15 protein-coding genes are annotated in these 16,542 nt (G+C 68.9%); 9 read left to right on the top strand and 6 right to left on the bottom strand.

What is annotated here, in order from left to right; all coding sequences use genetic code 11:
* Nucleotides 1–20: 20 nt before the first annotated feature.
* A complete protein-coding gene (locus AC1DX5_RS10940) occupies nucleotides 21–290 on the top strand; it encodes a PqqD family protein (protein WP_465171264.1) in 270 nt (89 codons plus the stop codon).
* Between the two features lie 78 nt (nucleotides 291–368).
* Nucleotides 369–1,175 carry a DUF72 domain-containing protein gene (locus tag AC1DX5_RS10945; protein WP_478015380.1) on the top strand — a complete coding sequence of 269 codons (807 nt, stop codon included), beginning with the start codon at nucleotides 369–371 and terminating at the stop codon, nucleotides 1,173–1,175.
* A 173-nt stretch (nucleotides 1,176–1,348) separates the two neighbouring features.
* Here AC1DX5_RS10945 and AC1DX5_RS10950 read toward each other — a convergent pair whose 3' ends face one another.
* Genes AC1DX5_RS10950 through hemC form a run of 3 tightly spaced genes read right to left on the bottom strand, consistent with a single transcriptional unit; the run spans nucleotide 1,349 to nucleotide 3,826 of the window.
* Nucleotides 1,349–2,209 carry a hypothetical protein gene (locus AC1DX5_RS10950; RefSeq protein WP_465171266.1) on the bottom strand — a complete coding sequence of 287 codons (861 nt, stop codon included), beginning with the start codon at nucleotides 2,207–2,209 and terminating at the stop codon, nucleotides 1,349–1,351.
* Nucleotides 2,210–2,231: 22 nt separating this feature from the next.
* Nucleotides 2,232–2,912 (bottom strand): uroporphyrinogen-III synthase, encoded by a 681-nt coding sequence (locus tag AC1DX5_RS10955; RefSeq protein WP_478015382.1) that lies wholly within the window; start codon nucleotides 2,910–2,912, stop codon nucleotides 2,232–2,234.
* Nucleotides 2,909–3,826: a hydroxymethylbilane synthase gene (gene hemC, locus AC1DX5_RS10960; protein WP_478015383.1), complete on the bottom strand. Its 918-nt coding sequence runs from the start codon at nucleotides 3,824–3,826 to the stop codon at nucleotides 2,909–2,911. Before hemC ends, AC1DX5_RS10955 begins: the two co-directional genes overlap by 4 nt.
* 86 nt (nucleotides 3,827–3,912) lie before the next feature.
* On the opposite strand from hemC, the gene tsaD reads away from it, so the two are divergent.
* The 3 genes from tsaD to AC1DX5_RS10975 are packed head-to-tail and all read left to right on the top strand — an operon-like array spanning nucleotide 3,913 to nucleotide 6,451.
* Complete coding sequence (gene tsaD / locus AC1DX5_RS10965; protein ID WP_478015384.1) at nucleotides 3,913–4,947, top strand: tRNA (adenosine(37)-N6)-threonylcarbamoyltransferase complex transferase subunit TsaD; 1,035 nt, start codon at nucleotides 3,913–3,915, stop codon at nucleotides 4,945–4,947.
* Nucleotides 4,944–5,921: an NAD(P)H-dependent glycerol-3-phosphate dehydrogenase gene (locus AC1DX5_RS10970; RefSeq protein WP_478015386.1), complete on the top strand. Its 978-nt coding sequence runs from the start codon at nucleotides 4,944–4,946 to the stop codon at nucleotides 5,919–5,921. The genes tsaD and AC1DX5_RS10970 overlap by 4 nt, the downstream gene beginning before the upstream one ends.
* On the top strand, nucleotides 5,921–6,451 hold the full coding sequence (locus AC1DX5_RS10975; protein ID WP_465171271.1) for a DUF1697 domain-containing protein: 531 nt from the start codon (nucleotides 5,921–5,923) through the stop codon (nucleotides 6,449–6,451). Before AC1DX5_RS10970 ends, AC1DX5_RS10975 begins: the two co-directional genes overlap by 1 nt.
* Nucleotides 6,452–6,674: 223 nt before the next feature.
* On the opposite strand, the gene AC1DX5_RS10980 is transcribed toward AC1DX5_RS10975, so the two are convergent.
* Entirely contained in the window at nucleotides 6,675–6,842 is a 168-nt protein-coding gene (locus AC1DX5_RS10980; protein ID WP_478015388.1) for a DUF1674 domain-containing protein, read from the bottom strand.
* Between the two features lie 63 nt (nucleotides 6,843–6,905).
* Between AC1DX5_RS10980 and AC1DX5_RS10985 the strand changes: the two genes are divergently transcribed.
* From AC1DX5_RS10985 to purH, 4 genes are read left to right on the top strand one after another with little or no spacing between them, the layout of a single operon-like run.
* Nucleotides 6,906–8,201, top strand: coding sequence for an RsmB/NOP family class I SAM-dependent RNA methyltransferase (locus AC1DX5_RS10985; RefSeq protein WP_478015389.1), 1,296 nt, complete (start codon nucleotides 6,906–6,908; stop codon nucleotides 8,199–8,201).
* Between the two features lie 41 nt (nucleotides 8,202–8,242).
* Complete coding sequence (gene rpe / locus AC1DX5_RS10990; RefSeq protein ID WP_478015391.1) at nucleotides 8,243–8,905, top strand: ribulose-phosphate 3-epimerase; 663 nt, start codon at nucleotides 8,243–8,245, stop codon at nucleotides 8,903–8,905.
* The gene (locus tag AC1DX5_RS10995) at nucleotides 8,902–10,635 is read left to right on the top strand and encodes a heparinase II/III family protein (protein WP_478015393.1); all 1,734 of its coding nucleotides are present in this window, start codon (nucleotides 8,902–8,904) and stop codon (nucleotides 10,633–10,635) included. Before rpe ends, AC1DX5_RS10995 begins: the two co-directional genes overlap by 4 nt.
* 41 nt (nucleotides 10,636–10,676) lie before the next feature.
* Nucleotides 10,677–12,260 carry a bifunctional phosphoribosylaminoimidazolecarboxamide formyltransferase/IMP cyclohydrolase gene (gene purH / locus AC1DX5_RS11000; protein ID WP_478015395.1) on the top strand — a complete coding sequence of 528 codons (1,584 nt, stop codon included), beginning with the start codon at nucleotides 10,677–10,679 and terminating at the stop codon, nucleotides 12,258–12,260.
* Between the two features lie 3 nt (nucleotides 12,261–12,263).
* On the opposite strand, the gene AC1DX5_RS11005 is transcribed toward purH, so the two are convergent.
* The gene (locus AC1DX5_RS11005) at nucleotides 12,264–13,781 is read right to left on the bottom strand and encodes a lipopolysaccharide biosynthesis protein (protein ID WP_478015397.1); all 1,518 of its coding nucleotides are present in this window, start codon (nucleotides 13,779–13,781) and stop codon (nucleotides 12,264–12,266) included.
* On the bottom strand, nucleotides 13,778–16,531 hold the full coding sequence (gene polA, locus AC1DX5_RS11010; protein WP_478015398.1) for a DNA polymerase I: 2,754 nt from the start codon (nucleotides 16,529–16,531) through the stop codon (nucleotides 13,778–13,780). Before polA ends, AC1DX5_RS11005 begins: the two co-directional genes overlap by 4 nt.
* Between the last annotated feature and the right edge of the window lie 11 nt (nucleotides 16,532–16,542).

Consider the following 16,542-nt stretch of genomic DNA (forward strand, 5'->3'; position numbering starts at 1 on the left):
GCGCGCAGGGTAGAAACACGATGCTGACGATCCCGAGCTATATCGCCTGGCAGAATGTCGACGGCGATCTCGCCTTGTTCGACGAGCGTGATGACCGGTATCATTTGCTGAACGGCACCGCCGCCGCGATCTGGCGGGGAATTGCCGCCGGGATGGACCGGGCCATGCTGATTGACCGGATAGCAACCGACTTTCGCGTGAAGGCCGACGACATCGTCGCGGATATCGACGCCTTTACCGAAGCGGCCATCGCGCAGGGCCTGCTGCTGAGGCAGGGCACTCCCCCCTGACGGCGGACCCGCGCTCGGCAACGTACCGATGACGCGACCGTCGATCTGCCCTAGAATCATGCTCCAGGAGCAATGGGCATGAGCAACGGCATGATTCGCACCGGCATCGGCGGCTGGACCTATGAGCCCTGGCGCGGGGTGTTTTTCCCCGAGGGCCTCGCCCAGAAGCGCGAGCTCGAATATGCCTCGCGCGCGGTGACGGCGATCGAGGTCAACGGCACCTATTACGGTTCGCAGAAGCCGGCGACCTTCGCGTCCTGGGCCAAGACCGCGCCCGATGGCTTCGTCTTCGCGCTCAAGGCCTCGCGCTTCTGCACCAACCGCAAGGTCCTGGCCGAATCGGGCGAGTCGATCGCGAAGTTCGTCGGCCAGGGCATCGTCGAGCTTGGCGACAAGCTCGGCCCGATCCTGTGGCAGTTCATGGCGACCAAGAAATTCGACGCGGATGATTTCGCCGCTTTCCTGAAGCTGCTGCCCGCATCGCATGAGGGCGTCGCGCTGCGCCATGCGATCCAGGTCCGGCACGACAGTTTCCATGTGCCCGAATTCGTCGCCATGGCGCGCGCCGCCGGCGTCTCGCTCGTCTTCGCCGATTCGGCCGAATACCCCGCCATTGCCGATGTCACCGGCGATGTCGTCTATGCCCGGCTGGAACAGGCAGTCGAGAGCGTGCCGACCGGCTACACCGCCGCCGAACTCGATCGCTGGCTGGAGGTCGCGCAGGACTGGGCGGCGGGCGGCCAGCCCGACGGCCTGCCCTATGCTTCACCCGAACAGCCGCCGAAAAAACCGCGCGACACCTTCGTCTTCTTCATCAACGGCGCGAAAGTGCGCGCGCCCGCCGGCGCGATGGCGTTGCTGGAGCGGATCAACGCCAACGGTTGATACTGGCTACCAAAAGAAGGCGGGAGTCGGTGCTCGCCTTCACCTTCTCTGCTTCCCCGGCGAAGGCCGGGGCCCAGTTGGGGGACGTTCTTGGCTTGTGCTGCGGGTCGTTACTCGACCTCTCCAACTGGGCCCCGGCCTTCGCCGGGGAACAGTTCCTGCTCGCCGCCGCTCTACCGAACGGCCGCACCCTGCCCCAGGATCGCCGCCGTCTCGATCGTGTCGAGCGCCTGGCGCGCGCCGATGTAGCGCCGCGCGGCGGTCGTCCAGCGCTCGGCGCTTGACGCACCCGGCATCCGCGCCACTTCGGCCAGGGCTGCCTCGACATGCCCCGCCTCCAGCGTGCGGCGCGCCCGGGTGAGCCGGTCGGCGGGCAGCGGCGAGGGCGTATCGGCGCGGTGCAGGACGATCAGATTGCCGAATTCGCGGCCCAGGCTGGCCAGCCAGCCGTCGCGGGCGGCGCCGGTCTTCAGCTCGGGCGCGATCGAATCGAGCCCGACGCGCAGATCCTCGATCGTCACCGGCTGCTGCGCCGCCTGGATGATCGTGCCGACCGCCTGGGGCTGGATCGGGCCGAAGCGCTCGCGCAACTGCTCCTCGATATAGCCGAGCGGCAGGCCGCGATCGATCTGCCGGCGCGCGGCGAAGGCGATCATCAGGCCCTCGGCGCGGGTGGCATAGCCGGAGGCGGCGCGTGCCTGCCCGCCGACGCTCGCGGTGCGCGTTTCCAGGTCGGCGAGGCGCGCGGCCAGCTCGGTCTCGCGGGTCGACAGCGCGTCGAGGTCGATCGCCGGCGCGGCCGTGGTGGCGTCGCCGGGCACGATCACCACGGGGGTGCGCTTGCCGTCGGCGGTGGCGGCAAGCGGCAGGGTCACGGTGGCGACCGGCTTGTGGCCGAACCATTGCGGAAAGGCGTAGAGCCCCAGCGCCATCGCGCCGAGCCCGGCGAGGAAGGCGATTGCCCCCAAGATCGCCGCGGTGCGCCAGTCGAGCTTGCGGGGGGGAGCCGTCGGGGTCGGCAGGTCGTCGCTCATGCCGCCTTATCCCCGCGCATGCTCACCCGGTCAATCGCGCGTGCGTCGCGATCGCAGCCTCGATCAACGCGGCGTCATTGGGCGCGGCAGCAGTGGCGATCCACGCCCAGCCCGTCCCGGCTGCCGCCGCGACGGCGGGGCTGAACGCAGCGAGACCGACCGATGATCGGGCGAGACCATGCGCGTCGGCCAGTTCGCCGAGGCGGATGGCGGCGCGGGCCGAGTGCAACAGCGCGATCGACCCGCTCAGGGCAGCGAGGTCCGCCGCCGGTACCGGCAGCGGCTCGCTGGCATAGACCGCAATGGCGCGCGCGATCACGCCGCCTGTATCGATCGACCGCTCGCGCCCGCCGAGATGGAGGATATGGGTAAAGCCATGGTCACCGGCGAGCAGAGACGCAGCGTCGGATGTGCCCGACACCATGACGTCAAGTCCCGCCGCGCGGCTGATCTCCGCGGTTCTTGCACCCACGGCCAGCACCGGCAGATGCCGCAGCGCCTCCAGGCCCGGCCCGGCGAAGCGGACGGCGTTGGCGCTGGTCAGCAGCAGCGCGTCGAACGCGGCAGCGCTGGGCACCGTCCAGCCAAGCGCGCGAATCTCGAACAGGGGGAGCCGGATCGCACGGAGGTCGAGCGCTTCGATCCGCCCGATGGTCGCGGCATTGCCCGGTTCCGGGCGCAGCACCGCGACGCCTGGCGTCATGCCGCGAACAGCCGCCGCACTGCCGGCGGCGCCCGGTCGAGCAGGTCGCGCGCCAGTTCATCGGCACTGACCTTGTCGATCGACTCCATGGTCTCGCCCGCGACATGGGCACTGCCGTCCTCGGCCAGCAATTCCGCGCGGATCGTCATCCGGTCGCCGTGAATCGTCGCCAGCGCCGCCACCGGCGAATGGCAATCCGCCTGGAGCGCGGCGAGCAGCGCACGCTCCGCCAGCACGCAGCGATGCGTGTCGACATGGTCGATCCCCGCCAGCCAGCCGATCACCCGTTCGTCATCGGCCCGCGCCTCGATCCCGACCGCGCCCTGGGCCGGGGCCGGCAGCATGACGTCATTGGAGATCGCCACGCCGATATCGAAACGCCCCAGCCGGTCGAGCCCCGCCGCGGCGAGCAGGGTGGCGTCGACCTCGCCCGCCGCCAGCTTGGCGAGCCGCGTGTCGACATTGCCGCGGAAGAACACGGTCTCCAGGTCCGGCCGGATCCGCTTGAGCTGTGCGCTGCGCCGCGGCGAGCTGGTCCCGACCACCGCGCCCTGCCGCAAGGCGGCGATGCTGTCGGCGCCGATCAGCCGGTCGCGGACATCGGCGCGCGCCAGCATCGCGGCGATGCGGATCGCCGCCGGCCGGATCGTCTCGACATCCTTCATCGAATGCACCGCGCAATCGATCTCCCCGTCGATCAGGGCGCGATCGAGTTCCTTGGTCCACAGCGCCTTGCCGCCGATCTCGGCCAGCGCCCGGTCCTGCACCCTGTCGCCGGTCGTCCTGATCGGCACGATCTCGACGGCATCCTCGCCCCAGCCCTGAAAGGCGCAGATGGCACCCCGCACCATGCCGGCCTGCACGAGCGCAAGCGGCGATCCGCGGGTACCAAGGCGAAGGCGGGGATTGGACAAGGCAGACTCCGTTGGACTGAACGTTTCCGGCCTAGAAGAAAGAGCGGGCCTTCGACAAGCTCGGGGCGAACCGTTAGGGAGGCGCGATGGCACTCATCCTCGGCCTCGAATCGAGCTGCGACGAAACCGCCGCCGCTCTGGTGACCAGCGACCGCCGCGTCCTCGCCCACCGCCTGCTCGGGCAGGAAGCGGAACATCGCCCCTATGGCGGTGTCGTGCCGGAGATCGCGGCACGCGCGCATGTCGAGGCGCTGATCCCGCTGGTCGAAGGCGCGCTGGCCGATGCCGGGGTGACCCTGGCCAATGTCGACGCGATCGCCGCGACCGCCGGGCCCGGGCTGATCGGTGGCGTCATGGTGGGCCTCGTCACCGGCAAGGCGCTGGCGCATGCGGTCGGCAAGCCGCTGATCGCGGTCAATCATCTGGAAGGCCATGCGCTGTCGCCGCGCCTGTCCGATCCCGATCTCGATTTTCCCTATCTGCTGCTGCTCGTCTCGGGCGGCCATTGCCAGCTGCTGCTGGTCGAGGGGGTCGCGACCTATCGCCGCCTCGCCACCACGATCGACGACGCGGCGGGCGAAGCCTTCGACAAGACCGCCAAGCTGCTCGGTCTCGGTTTTCCCGGTGGCCCGGCCGTCGAGCGTGCCGCCGAGCTGGGCGATCCGACCGCCGTGCCGCTGCCGCGCCCGCTGAGAGGTTCGGCCGAGCCGCATTTCTCCTTCGCAGGGCTGAAGAGCGCGGTCGCCCGCGCGCGCGATGCCGGCACCTGGAGCGCGGAGGATATCGCCGCGTCCTTCCAGGCGGCCGTGGTCGATTGCCTGATCGATCGGACGACGCAGGCGCTGGGCCGGGCTGACGGCGTGACGTCACTCGTCGTCGCGGGCGGCGTGGCGGCCAACCGGTCGGTCCGCACCGCGCTGCAGGGTCTGGCGACCGCCAGCGGCCTGCGTTTCGTCGCGCCGCCGCTGTGGCTTTGCACGGACAATGCCGCGATGATCGCCTGGGCCGGGGCGGAGCGCTTCGCCATGGGTCTCACCGATCCGCTCGACGTGGCGGCGCGGCCGCGCTGGCCGCTCGATCCGGGGGCGGAGGCTGTGCGCGGCGCGGGAGTGAAGGCATGAGGATCGGAGTCGTCGGCGGCGGTGCCTGGGGCACCGCGCTCGCCAGCGTCGCGGCGCGCGAAGGCGAGCCTGTCCTGCTCTGGGCGCGCGAGCCCGAGGTGGTCGAGGCGGTCAACGCCACGCACCGGAACCCGCTGTTCCTGCCCGACATCGCCTTGCCCGCCTCGATCGAGGCGACCGGGTCGCTCGACGCCGTCTCGGCCTGCGATGCGTTGCTGATCGTCGTCCCCGCCCAGCATATCCGCGGCATCCTCGGCGCCATGCCGATCGGCGCCACGCCGCTGGTGCTCTGCGCCAAGGGCATCGAGGCCGGATCGCGCCTGCTGGTCGGCGAGGTCGCGCGCGCGGTGCATCCCGACGCGCCGATCGCGGTGATCTCGGGCCCGACCTTCGCGTTCGAGGTCGCCCAGGGCAAGCCGACTGCCGTCACGCTTGCCTGCGACAGCGAGGATCTCGGCGCGCGCCTGGCCGATCGTCTCGCCGGCCCGGCGTTCCGGCCCTATTTCTCGTCCGACGTCATCGGCGCGGAGATTGGCGGCGCAGTCAAGAACGTGCTCGCCATCGCCTGCGGCGTGGTCGAGGGCGCCGGGCTTGGCCAGAATGCCCGTGCCGCACTGATCGCGCGCGGGTTCGCCGAGATGACGCGCTTCGGCCTGGCGCGCGGCGCCCGGGCGGAAACGCTGGCCGGCCTCTCGGGGCTGGGCGACCTCGTGCTTACCTGCTCCTCGACCAGCTCGCGCAACTTCTCGCTCGGCATGGGGCTCGGCCAGGGCAAATCGGCAAGCGACCTGATGGCGGATCGCCGCACCGTCGCGGAAGGCGCCTTCACCGCGCCCGTGTTGCGCGAGGCCGCGGCCGAGGTCGGGGCCGACATGCCCGTCACCGAAGCCGTCTGCGCGCTGCTCGACGGCGCGGACGTGCGCGAAGTCGTCGGCGCGCTGCTGGCGCGGCCGCTAACCCGGGAGGATCAGTGATGCGCTGGGCAGCCCTGCTCAAGGGGATCAATATCGGGGGCAAGAAGATCCCGATGACCGAGTTGAAGGCGCTGGTCGAGAAGATCGGCCATCGTGACGTCAAGACGCTGCTCGCCTCGGGCAATGTCGTCTTTACCGCCACGGAGACTGACGGGGCGAAACTGGAAAAGGCCCTGGAGGAGGCACTCGCCGCCTGGGGCCTGAAGACCGAGGTCGTGGTGCGCAATCTGAAGGAACTGGAAGCGGTGATCGCCGCGAACCCCTTTCCGGACGCCGCAAAGGCCCATCCCAACCATCTGCTGGTGTCGTTCCACCGCGACCCGGTGCCGGACGGGCTGATCGAGAAAATCCCTGCCATCTATGACGGACCCGAGCTTCTGAAGGCGATCGACCGCGAGCTGTTCATCGATTTCCCGGTGGATGTCGGGCATTCGAAGCTGCTGCCGGCAATGGCGAAGGTGAAATTCCCGAAGCTCGCGACGATGCGCAACTGGAATACGGTGCAAAAACTGCGGGACTTGCTCGTCTGAACTCTCCCGCCGTTGTCCCGATCTCACCCTTCCGTTCGTGCTGAGTAGGGATCGAGTAGGCGAAGCCGTATCGAGAGCCCGTATCGAAGCACCTTGGCGCGTGGTACGCTTGTCCTTCGATACGCCATTTCGACAAGCTCAATGGCTAATCAGGACGAACGGTGGTTGGTCGATTACCGATCCGCGCTGGGGCGGATCGACAATCAGGAGAACCTCGATCGCCTCAGAAATCGACTGCGATGCCCTTGAGCGTCCAGTCGCCATAGCGCGTCGGATCGAGCCCGAGCGGGTCGTTTTCCGCCTCGGGCGCGGGCTGGGGATCGGGTTTCGGCACCGGCGGGCTCTTGGAAAGATAGGCTGGCGGCTTCACATGTGGCGGGCGGCGGCCCATGGCGGTTCATCCCGGATGCTGCTTGCCACCCCATCCACCCGCAACGACATGAGTTCAAGCGATTTGACCCGACCCCCACGCCAATCTTCCGACCGCCCCGCCGATCCGCCGGGCGTGCCCGCCCGCCGCGCCGCGCTGAAGCTGCTCGATGCGGTGCTGCGCCAGGGCCTGCCGCTCGAGGCAGCGCTCGACCGCGCGACTCAGGGGATCGATCGCGGCGACGATCGCGCGCTCGCGCATGCCATCGCCGCCGAAACGCTGCGGCGCCTGCCCGATCTCGACCTGCTGATCGATTCGGCGACGCGCAGCCGCCTGCCCGATGACGCCAAGGCACGCTTCGCCCTGCGCATCGCCCTGGTCCAGGCACTGGCGCTCGGCACGCCACCGCATGCCGCGATCTCGACCGTGCTGCCGCTGGTCGATGGCGGCCCGCGCAAGCTGGTCCACGGCGTGTTCGGCACCCTGATGCGCGGCGCCGCCACGCTCCCGGAATTTCCGACCTTGCCCGAGGATGTCGAGGCGCGCTGGCAGAATGCCTGGGGCGAGGACCAGGTCGGCGCCGCCGAACGCGCCATTGCCGTGCCCCCGCCGCTCGATCTGACCCTCGCCGATCCGGCCGCTACCGAGGCGTTGGCGGAGGAAGTGGGGGGCATTTCGCTGCTCCCCGGCCATATCCGTCTCGCCAGCACTAACGTTCGGGAACTTCCGGGTTTCGAAGAGGGCGGCTGGTGGGTGCAGGATATCGCGGCCTCGCTGCCCGCCCGGCTGATCGGCAGGGGGCAGGGTGTCGCGCTCGATCTCTGTTCGGCCCCCGGCGGCAAGACGATGCAGCTCGCCAGCGCCCGCTGGAGCGTGACGTCGGTGGATTCGTCGGACAACCGCCTGGCGCGGCTTCGCGAGAATCTTGAGCGCACCCATCTCGACGCGACGGTCATCGCCGCCGATCTGCTCAAATGGTCGCCCGATGCGCCCGCCGATGCCGTGCTGCTCGACGCACCGTGCAGCGCGACCGGCATCTTCCGCCGTCACCCGGATGTGCTCCACCGCGTGAATCCGCGGGTGATCGCCGAGATGGCACGCGTGCAGGCGCAATTGCTCGCCCGCGCGGCCAAATGGGTCAAGCCCGGCGGCACCCTGGTCTATGCCACCTGCTCGCTCGAACGCGCCGAGGGCGAGGAGCAGCTCATGGCCTTTCTCGCGGCCCAGCCCGATTTCGCGATCGATCCGGTACGCGACGAGGAATTGCCCAGGGGCATCGCGCCGCATCAGCGCGGCTGGGTCCGCACCTTGCCCGGCATGCTAGGCGACGAAGGCGGCTGTGACGGCTTCTTCATCGCCCGATTGCGCCGTGCGGCCTGACTTGCCTTGCGGGGCGACTCAGCCATGCTAAGGAATCGGTCATGCAACAGCCTGTCCGTATCGCCCCTTCGATCCTCTCCGCCGATTTCGCGCGTCTCGGCGAGGAGGTGCGCGCGATCGATGCGGCTGGCGCCGACTGGATCCATGTCGATGTGATGGACGGCCATTTCGTGCCCAACATCACGATCGGCCCGGCCGTGGTGAAGGCGCTTCGCCCGCACACCACCAAGCCGCTCGACGTCCATCTGATGATCGCGCCGGTCGATGCCTTTCTCGACCAGTTCGCCGAGGCTGGCGCCGACACCATCAGCATCCATGTCGAGGCCGGGCCGCACACGCACCGCAGCCTCCAGCACATCCGCAAGCTCGGCAAGCGCGCCGGCGTGGTGCTGACGCCGCAGACGCCGGCCAAGGCGCTCGATTACCTGCTTGAGGAAGTCGATCTGGTGCTGGTGATGAGCGTCAATCCCGGCTTTGGCGGCCAGGGCTTCATCGCCAGCGCGCTGCGCAAGATCGAAAGCGTGCGCAAGATGATCGACAAGGCCGGGCTCAGCGTCGATCTCGAAGTCGATGGCGGCATCGATCCGGTCACCGCGCGTGAGGCGATTGCCGCCGGCGCCGACGCGCTGGTGGCGGGCACCGCGACCTTCCGGGGCGGCGCCTCGGCCTATGCCGCCAATATCCTTGCCTTGAGAGGCGGGTGAAGGACGGCGATCGCGATTCCGGCGCCGACGGCATCGAAGAAGGCAAGCGGCTGATTCGATCCGGGGGCGACAAGGGCCTGTCGCTTGCCGAGCGTCTCTCGGAATATCTCCACCGCCTGACCTGGAAGACGCCGATCCACGGCATGCGGCTGAAGGGCCGGCATCCGCTGAAGCTGATCGCGGTGCCCGACGATCCTTTTCCCGGCGATCCGCGCCGCGGCCAGGCGCTGCTTGAGGGAACACTGAACCTGCGGGGCGAAATCCGGGTCATCGCCGACCTCGATCTCGCCGCGCCCGATTTCTCGCGCGCCTTTGGCGATTATCTTCACGGCTTCCTGTGGCTGCGCGACCTTTCCAGCGCCGCGCCGCGCCGCCAGGCGACGCCGATCGCCGAGGATCTGATGCGCCGCTGGCTCGCCGCGCATGCCGACAAGGTCAGCGAGCCGGCCTGGCGCGCCGATCTGTGGGGCCGCCGCATCCTGCTCTGGGCCGCCCATGCGCCGCTGATCCTGTCGAGCACTGACCTGGTCTATCGCAGTCTCGTCCTCAACACGCTGGCCCGCGGCGCGCGCCACATCGATCGCGGCGCGGACAAGCTCCCGCCCGGCGCTCCCCGGGTCGCGGCGTTGTGCGGCGTGGTCGCGGCCGGCCTGCTGATCCCGGGCGGCGATGCGCGGCGCGGCGCGGCTGAGTCCGCGCTGGCCAAGGCGCTGTCGGTCTCGGTGTTCGAGGATGGCGGCAGCGTGGCGCGCTCGCCCATGGCGCAACTCGACATCATCATGCTGCTGACCAGCCTGAAGCATGTCTATGCTGCCCGCCGCCTGGTCGAACCGCCGGCCATCGCCGCGGTGCTGGCGCGCATGGTGCCGGCGCTGCTCGGCGTGTGTCTCGGCGATCACGGGCTTTCCAGCTGGCAGGGCGGAGGCCCCGTCCGGGGCGAGACGCTCGACGCGATCATCGCCGCGACCGGGATTCGCGCACGGCCGCTCCGCCAGGCGCGCGACTGGGGCTATCAGCGGCTCGCCGCCGGTGCCGCGGTGCTGATCATGGATGCGGCGCCCCCGCCGATCGCCCGGCTGGTAGAGGGTGGCTGCGCCTCGACGCTCGCGTTCGAACTCTCCGACGGGCCGCACCGCCTCGTCGTCAATTGCGGCGGCGCCCGCGCTGCCGTCGCGCAGCTGCCCGCCGCGCTCGCCGATGGCCTGCGCACCACTGCCGCGCATTCGACCCTGGTCGTTGGCGACAGCAATTCGACCGCGATCCATGCCGACGGAACGCTCGGCCGGGGTGTCGCCGAAGTCGAGTTGACGCGCCAGGAAAGCGAGGCGTCGAGCCGGATCGAGGCAAGCCATGACGGCTATGCCAGGCGGTACGGCTTCCTCCACCGCCGCCAGCTCGTCATGACCGGCGACGGGCGCGAGGTGCGCGGCGAGGACATGCTCCTGCCCGCGAGCAAGAAGCGCGCGCTCGCCGCGACGGCCTTCGCGGTCCGTTTCCATCTCGGCCAGGGCGTCTCGGTCTCGCCCACGGCGGACGGCATGGCCGCGCTTCTGCGCCTGCCGGGTGGGGTGTTGTGGCAGTTCCGCTGCCGCGGCGGCACGCTGACGATCGAGGACAGCCTGTGGATCGACGGCGACGGCCGTCCCCAGTCGACCCAGCAGCTCGTCGTCTCCGGCGAATCGCCCGCCGGCGGCGCCAATGTCAGCTGGACCTTGAAGCGCGCGACCTGAGGCGGCAGAGGGGCGCGCAATCCTTACCCCCGGAGTGCCCCATGACCGCCATCACCATCCGCCGCGCCCTGTTGTCGGTATCCGACAAGACCGGCATCGTCGATCTCGGCCGGGCGCTCGCCCGCCACGGCGTGGAGCTGGTCTCGACCGGCGGCACCGCTGCGGCGCTGCGTGACGCGGGGCTCGCAGTGCGCGACATCTCGGACCTGACCGGCTTTCCCGAAATGATGGACGGCCGCGTCAAGACGCTCCACCCCAAGGTCCATGGCGGCCTGCTCGCCGTGCGCGACGATGCGGCGCATGTCGCCTCGATGGAGGAGCATGGCATCGGCGCGATCGATCTGGTGGTGGTCAACCTCTATCCCTTCCTCCAGACCGTGATGAAGGGCGCTGACCGGCCCGAGATCATCGAGAATATCGATATCGGCGGCCCGTCGATGGTTCGCTCGGCGGCGAAGAACCACGCCTTCGTCGCGATCGTCACCGACCCTGCCGATTACGAGGCGCTGATCGCCGAGATGGACGCGGGCGCCGGCGCGACCACGCTGGAACTGCGCAAGCGCCTCGCCGCGCGCGCCTTTGCCGCGACGGCTGCCTATGACGGCATGATCGCAAGCTGGTTCGGTTTCGCCGATCAGGGCGAGGCCTTTCCGGAAACCCTGCCGATCACGCTGAAGCGCGGCGCGACGCTCCGCTATGGCGAGAACCCGCATCAGTCGGCCGCCTTCTACACCGCCACCGGCCCGGCCGCGCGCGGCGTCGGCCAGGCGCGCCAGGTGCAGGGCAAGGAACTCAGCTACAATAATTACAACGATGCCGATGCCGCGCTCGAGCTGGTCAGCGAATTCCGCGATGCCGCGCCGACCGTGGTCATCGTCAAGCACGCCAATCCTTGCGGCGTCGCCACTGCCGCGACGATCGAACAGGCCTATGCCGAGGCCTTTGCCTGCGACACGGTCTCGGCGTTTGGCGGCATCATCGCGCTCAACCGCGCGCTCGACGAAGCGACCGCGCGCGCCATCTCGGGCATCTTCACCGAGGTGGTGATCGCCCCCGATGCCGACGAAGCCGCGCTCGCCATCTTCGCCGCGAAGAAGAACCTGCGCCTGTTGCTCACCGGCGACCTGCCCGATGCGGCGCGGAACGGCATCATGGCCAAGTCGATCACTGGCGGTTGGCTGGTCCAGACCCGCGATAATGGTGCCGCACCCGATCTGAAGGTGGTCACCAGGCGCCAGCCGACCGAGGCCGAACTCGCCGATTGCCGCTTCGCCTGGACCGTCGCCAAGCACGTCAAGTCGAACGCGATCGTCTATGCCAAGGACGGCGCCACCGCCGGCATCGGTGCCGGGCAGATGAACCGCCTCGAATCCGCCCGCATCGCCGCCTGGAAGGCGAAGGACGCCGCTGACAAGGCCGGCTGGGCCATACCGCGCACGATCGGCTCGGCCGTCGCCTCGGATGCCTTTTTTCCCTTCGCCGATGGCCTGCTCGCCGCGGTCGAGGCGGGGGCGACCGCCGTCATTCAGCCGGGCGGCTCGATCCGCGACGACGAGGTGATCGCGGCGGCGGACGAAGCGGGGCTGGCGATGGTGTTCACCGGCATGCGCCACTTCCGCCACTAATCCTCAGGTCGGCAGCGCGTCTTCCGCCGCGGGGATCTTGCCGAACAGCGCGCGGTCCTCGGGGCCGAACGCCCAGCGGTGCAGCACGAACACATAGCAGGCGAGGATCACCGGCACGCCGATGATCAGCTCGGCCCATTCATAGCGCCTGGGCAGCGAGGTGAAGAGCGAGCCGACCGCGATCGCGGCGACCGCGGCCCAGAGCAAGGGCCATCGGAACCCCGATACCCGCGCCTTGAGCAGGCGCGACAGGAAGCTCGCCTTCACGATCGAGCTGATCGCAAGCGAGATCAGCAGGGCGACGGCAGGTCCCGCCGCCTGGAAATTGACCGGCCAGCCGATCGCCCGCATCGCGAAGATCAGGCCGAAACTCAGCGCGACCTGAAAGCCCAGCATGAAGAGCGAGATCGCCAGGTTCCGCATCCGCGCGACATAGACCAGCGCCGATTCGCACACCGCCCCGGTCGATGCCGCCACTTCGGCGGTCAGCAGGAAGGCGAGCGCCGCGGTGCCGGCGACGAATTGCGGACCGATCACGCCCATCACCGCCTCGCCCGGAATCGACCCGACCAACGCCAGGCCGGCCTGCGCCGCCATGATCCAGAAACCGACCTGGCGGACCTGCGCCGCCACTGCCTCGCGGTCGTCCCGGGCCAGGCTCGCGGTGATCACCGGCCCCAGGATCGGATCGAAACTGGTCTTCAGCTTGGCGGGCAAGGAGGCGACCTGCTGCGCCATATAATAGATGCCGACGATCTTCGGTTCGAACATCACGCCCAGGATGAAGCGGTCGACGTTGCGCGTGCTCCATTCGATCGCATCGGCGCCCGCCAGCGGCACGTTGCGGCTGGCCATGGCGAACAGCCGCACCACGCGCGGCCGCCAGCCATAGGGCAGGCCATAGCTGCGGATGAACGGGATCAGCGAGGCGACCAGCGCCGCCGCCATCGACAGGATATAGGAATAGAACAGTCCGTCGCGCAGCGAGACGAAGGAAAAGGCATAGGCCGCGACGCTGATCGTCCAGGGCTCGACGACCGCCCGGGCCGTCACGGTCGCCTTCACGTTGCGGCGATAGGCCAATGCCGCCAGGCTGACATCGGACCAGGCGACGGCGAAGACGATGCACGGCAGCCACCGGTCCATTCCCTGGATCGGGCTGTTGGGGAACATGATCTCGGGGATGGCGATCAGCACGCTGCTCGCGATCAGCGAGGCGCAGAACGCCACCGCCATCGCATCCCAGGCGACGTGGACATGCGGCCGCTCGGACGAGGACAGGGCCTGGGCAAGCCCGCGCTTCAGCCCCAGCGTCGCCAGCAGCGCGGCGAGCTCGACCACCACCACGGCCAGCGCGAAGCGGCCGACGATGTCCGGACCATAGACCCGGCCAGCGATGAACAGGAAAGGCAGCCGGGCCAGCAGCCGCAATGCGAAGCCGAGGATGTTGGTGCGCCCGCCCTTGGCAAGCGCCTTCAGATCCTCGGTGCCCCCGTCATCGGCGGCGACCGGATTGGTCAATGCGCCGCTCCCCAGCTGGCGCCCACGCCGATCTCGATCCCGAGCGGCACGCTGAGCACCACGGCAGGCTCGGCCGCGGTCGCCATGACGCGCTCGATCACTGGCTTTGCCGCCGCGACGTCGCCCTCGGGCAGCTCGAACACCAGTTCGTCATGCACCTGCAGCAGCATGCGCACCTTGGGCAGCCCGGCTTCGAGCAGCGCCGGGCCCATCCGCACCATCGCGCGCTTGATGATGTCGGCGCTGGTGCCCTGGATCGGCGCGTTGATCGCCGCGCGCTCGGCGCCCTGGCGCTCGTGCTGGATCTTGGATTTCAGCCGCGGGAAATGCGTCTTCCGGCCGAACAGCGTCTCGGTATAGCCCTTCTCGCGCGCCTTCTCGGTCGTCTCGACGATATAATGGTTGATGCCCGGGAAGCGCTCGAAATAGCGGTCGATCATGCCCTGCGCTTCGTCGGCGGTGACGTCCAGTCGTCCGGCCAGGCCCCAGCGCGAGATGCCGTAGAGGATCGCGAAGTTGATCGTCTTGGCGCGACCGCGCGTGTCGCGATTGACCTCGCCGAACAGCTCCTGCGCGGTCAGGCTGTGGATGTCGTCGCCATTGGCGAACGCTGCCTTCAGCGCGGGCACGTCGGCCATATGGGCGGCGAGCCGGAGTTCGATCTGCGAATAATCGGCGGCGAGCAGGACATTGCCCGATTCGGCGACGAAGGCGTCGCGGATCTGACGGCCGATCTCGGTGCGAATCGGGATGTTCTGCAGGTTCGGGTCGGTCGAGGACAAGCGTCCGGTCTGCGCGCCGGTCAGCGAATAGCTGGTGTGGACGCGCGCCGTCTCCGGGTTGATCTGCGCCTGCAACGCGTCGGTATAGGTGGATTTCAGCTTGGACAGCTGGCGCCACTCGAGCACCTGGCGGGCGATCTCCTTGCCCGGCGAGTCCTTGTCCGCGGCGATCCGCTCCAGCTCGTTGACGTCAGTCGAATAGACGCCCGACTTGCCCTTGCGCCCGCCCTTGATGCCCATCCGCTCGAACAGCACGTCGCCCAGCTGCTTGGGGCTGCCGATGGTGAAGGGGCCGCCGGCAAGGCCGTGGATCTCGGTCTCCAGCGCGGCGATCGAATGCGCGAACTCGGTGGACAGCTGGGCAAGTCTCTCGCGGTCGACCTTGATGCCGTGCCTTTCCATCCGGGCGATGACGGGGGCGAGCGGCCGGTCGACCATCTCGTACACCCGCGTCGCCCCCTCGGCCGGCAGGCGCGGCTTGAACCGGCGCCACAGCCTCAGGGTGACGTCGGCGTCTTCCGCGGCGTAGCGGGTGGCCGATGCCAGGTCGATCTCGTTGAACTTGAGCTGGCTTTTTCCGGTTCCAACCACGTCCTTATAGGCGATGCAGCTGTGCGACAGGTGAGTCGCGGCGAGCTCGTCCATGCCGTGGCCGTGCAGGCCCGCATCGAGATCGAAGCTCATCAGGATCGTGTCGTCATGCGGCGCGACGTCGATGCCGAGCCGCCCGAGCACGATCATGTCATATTTGAGATTGTGCCCGATCTTGAGCACGCCGGGATCCTCGAACAGCGGCCCGAGCTTCTCCAGCGCCACGGCTGGCGCAAGCTGGTCGGGCTTCTCGGCGAACAGCCCGGTGCCGCCATGGGCGAGCGGGATGTAGCACGCCTTGTTCGGGGCGAGCGCCATGCTGATCCCGACCAGCTCGGCCCGGGTCGCATCCACGCCGGTCGTCTCGGTATCGATCGCGACCCAGCCCTGGCGCCGCGCCTCGGCGATCCAGCGGTCGAGCGCGGTCTCGTCGATCACCGTTTCATAGCCGTCGTGATCGCAGGGCGGGTCCTCCTCCTGCGGCACGCTCTTCGGTGTTTCGACCGGCGCATCGGCGACGGCGGAAAGCTTGGCGAGCAGCGACTTGAAGCCGTGATGCTCCAGGAACGCGCGCAGCGGCGCCGCGGGAATCCCCTGCAGCTCGAGCGATTCGAGCGGCTCGGCCAGCGGCGCATCGTCCTTCAGGGTGACCAGCACGCGCGAGAGGCGGGCATTGTCGGCATGCTCGATCAGATTGTCGCGCAGCTTGCCCGGCTTCATCGACGGGGCAGCGGCGAGCACGCCTTCGATATCGCCATGTTCCTGGATCAGCTTGGCCGCGGTCTTCGGGCCCACGCCCGGCACGCCCGGCACATTGTCGACGCTGTCGCCCATCAGGCCCAGCACATCGCCCAGCCGGTCGGGCATCACGCCGAACTTCTCCATGACATGCTCGGGCCCGAGCCGGCGATTGTTCATCGTGTCGTACAGGTCGAGCCCCGGCTCGATCAGCTGCATCAGGTCCTTGTCGGAACTGACGATGGTGACCGACCAGCCCTCGCGCAGCGCGGCCTTGGCATAGCTGGCGATGATGTCGTCCGCCTCCAGCCCGTCCTCCTCGATGCAGGGCAGCGAAAAGGCGCGCGTGGCGTCGCGAATCATCGGGAACTGGGGCACCAGGTCCTCGGGCGGCGGCGGACGCTGCGCCTTGTATTTGTCGTAAAGCTCGTTGCGGAACGTATGGCTCGATTTGTCGAGGATCACCGCCATGTGCGTCGGTCCGTCGGCCTTGTGCAGCTCGTCGGCGAGCTTCCACAACATGGTGGTATAGCCATAGACCGCGCCGACGGGTTCGCCGTGCACGTTGGTCAGCGGGGGAAGCCGGTGATAGGCGCGGAAGATATAACCCGAGCCGTCGACGAGGTAGAGATGAGGCATGGCGGGTGGAT

This window comes from Sphingomonas sp. P2_B6, assembly GCF_056404755.1.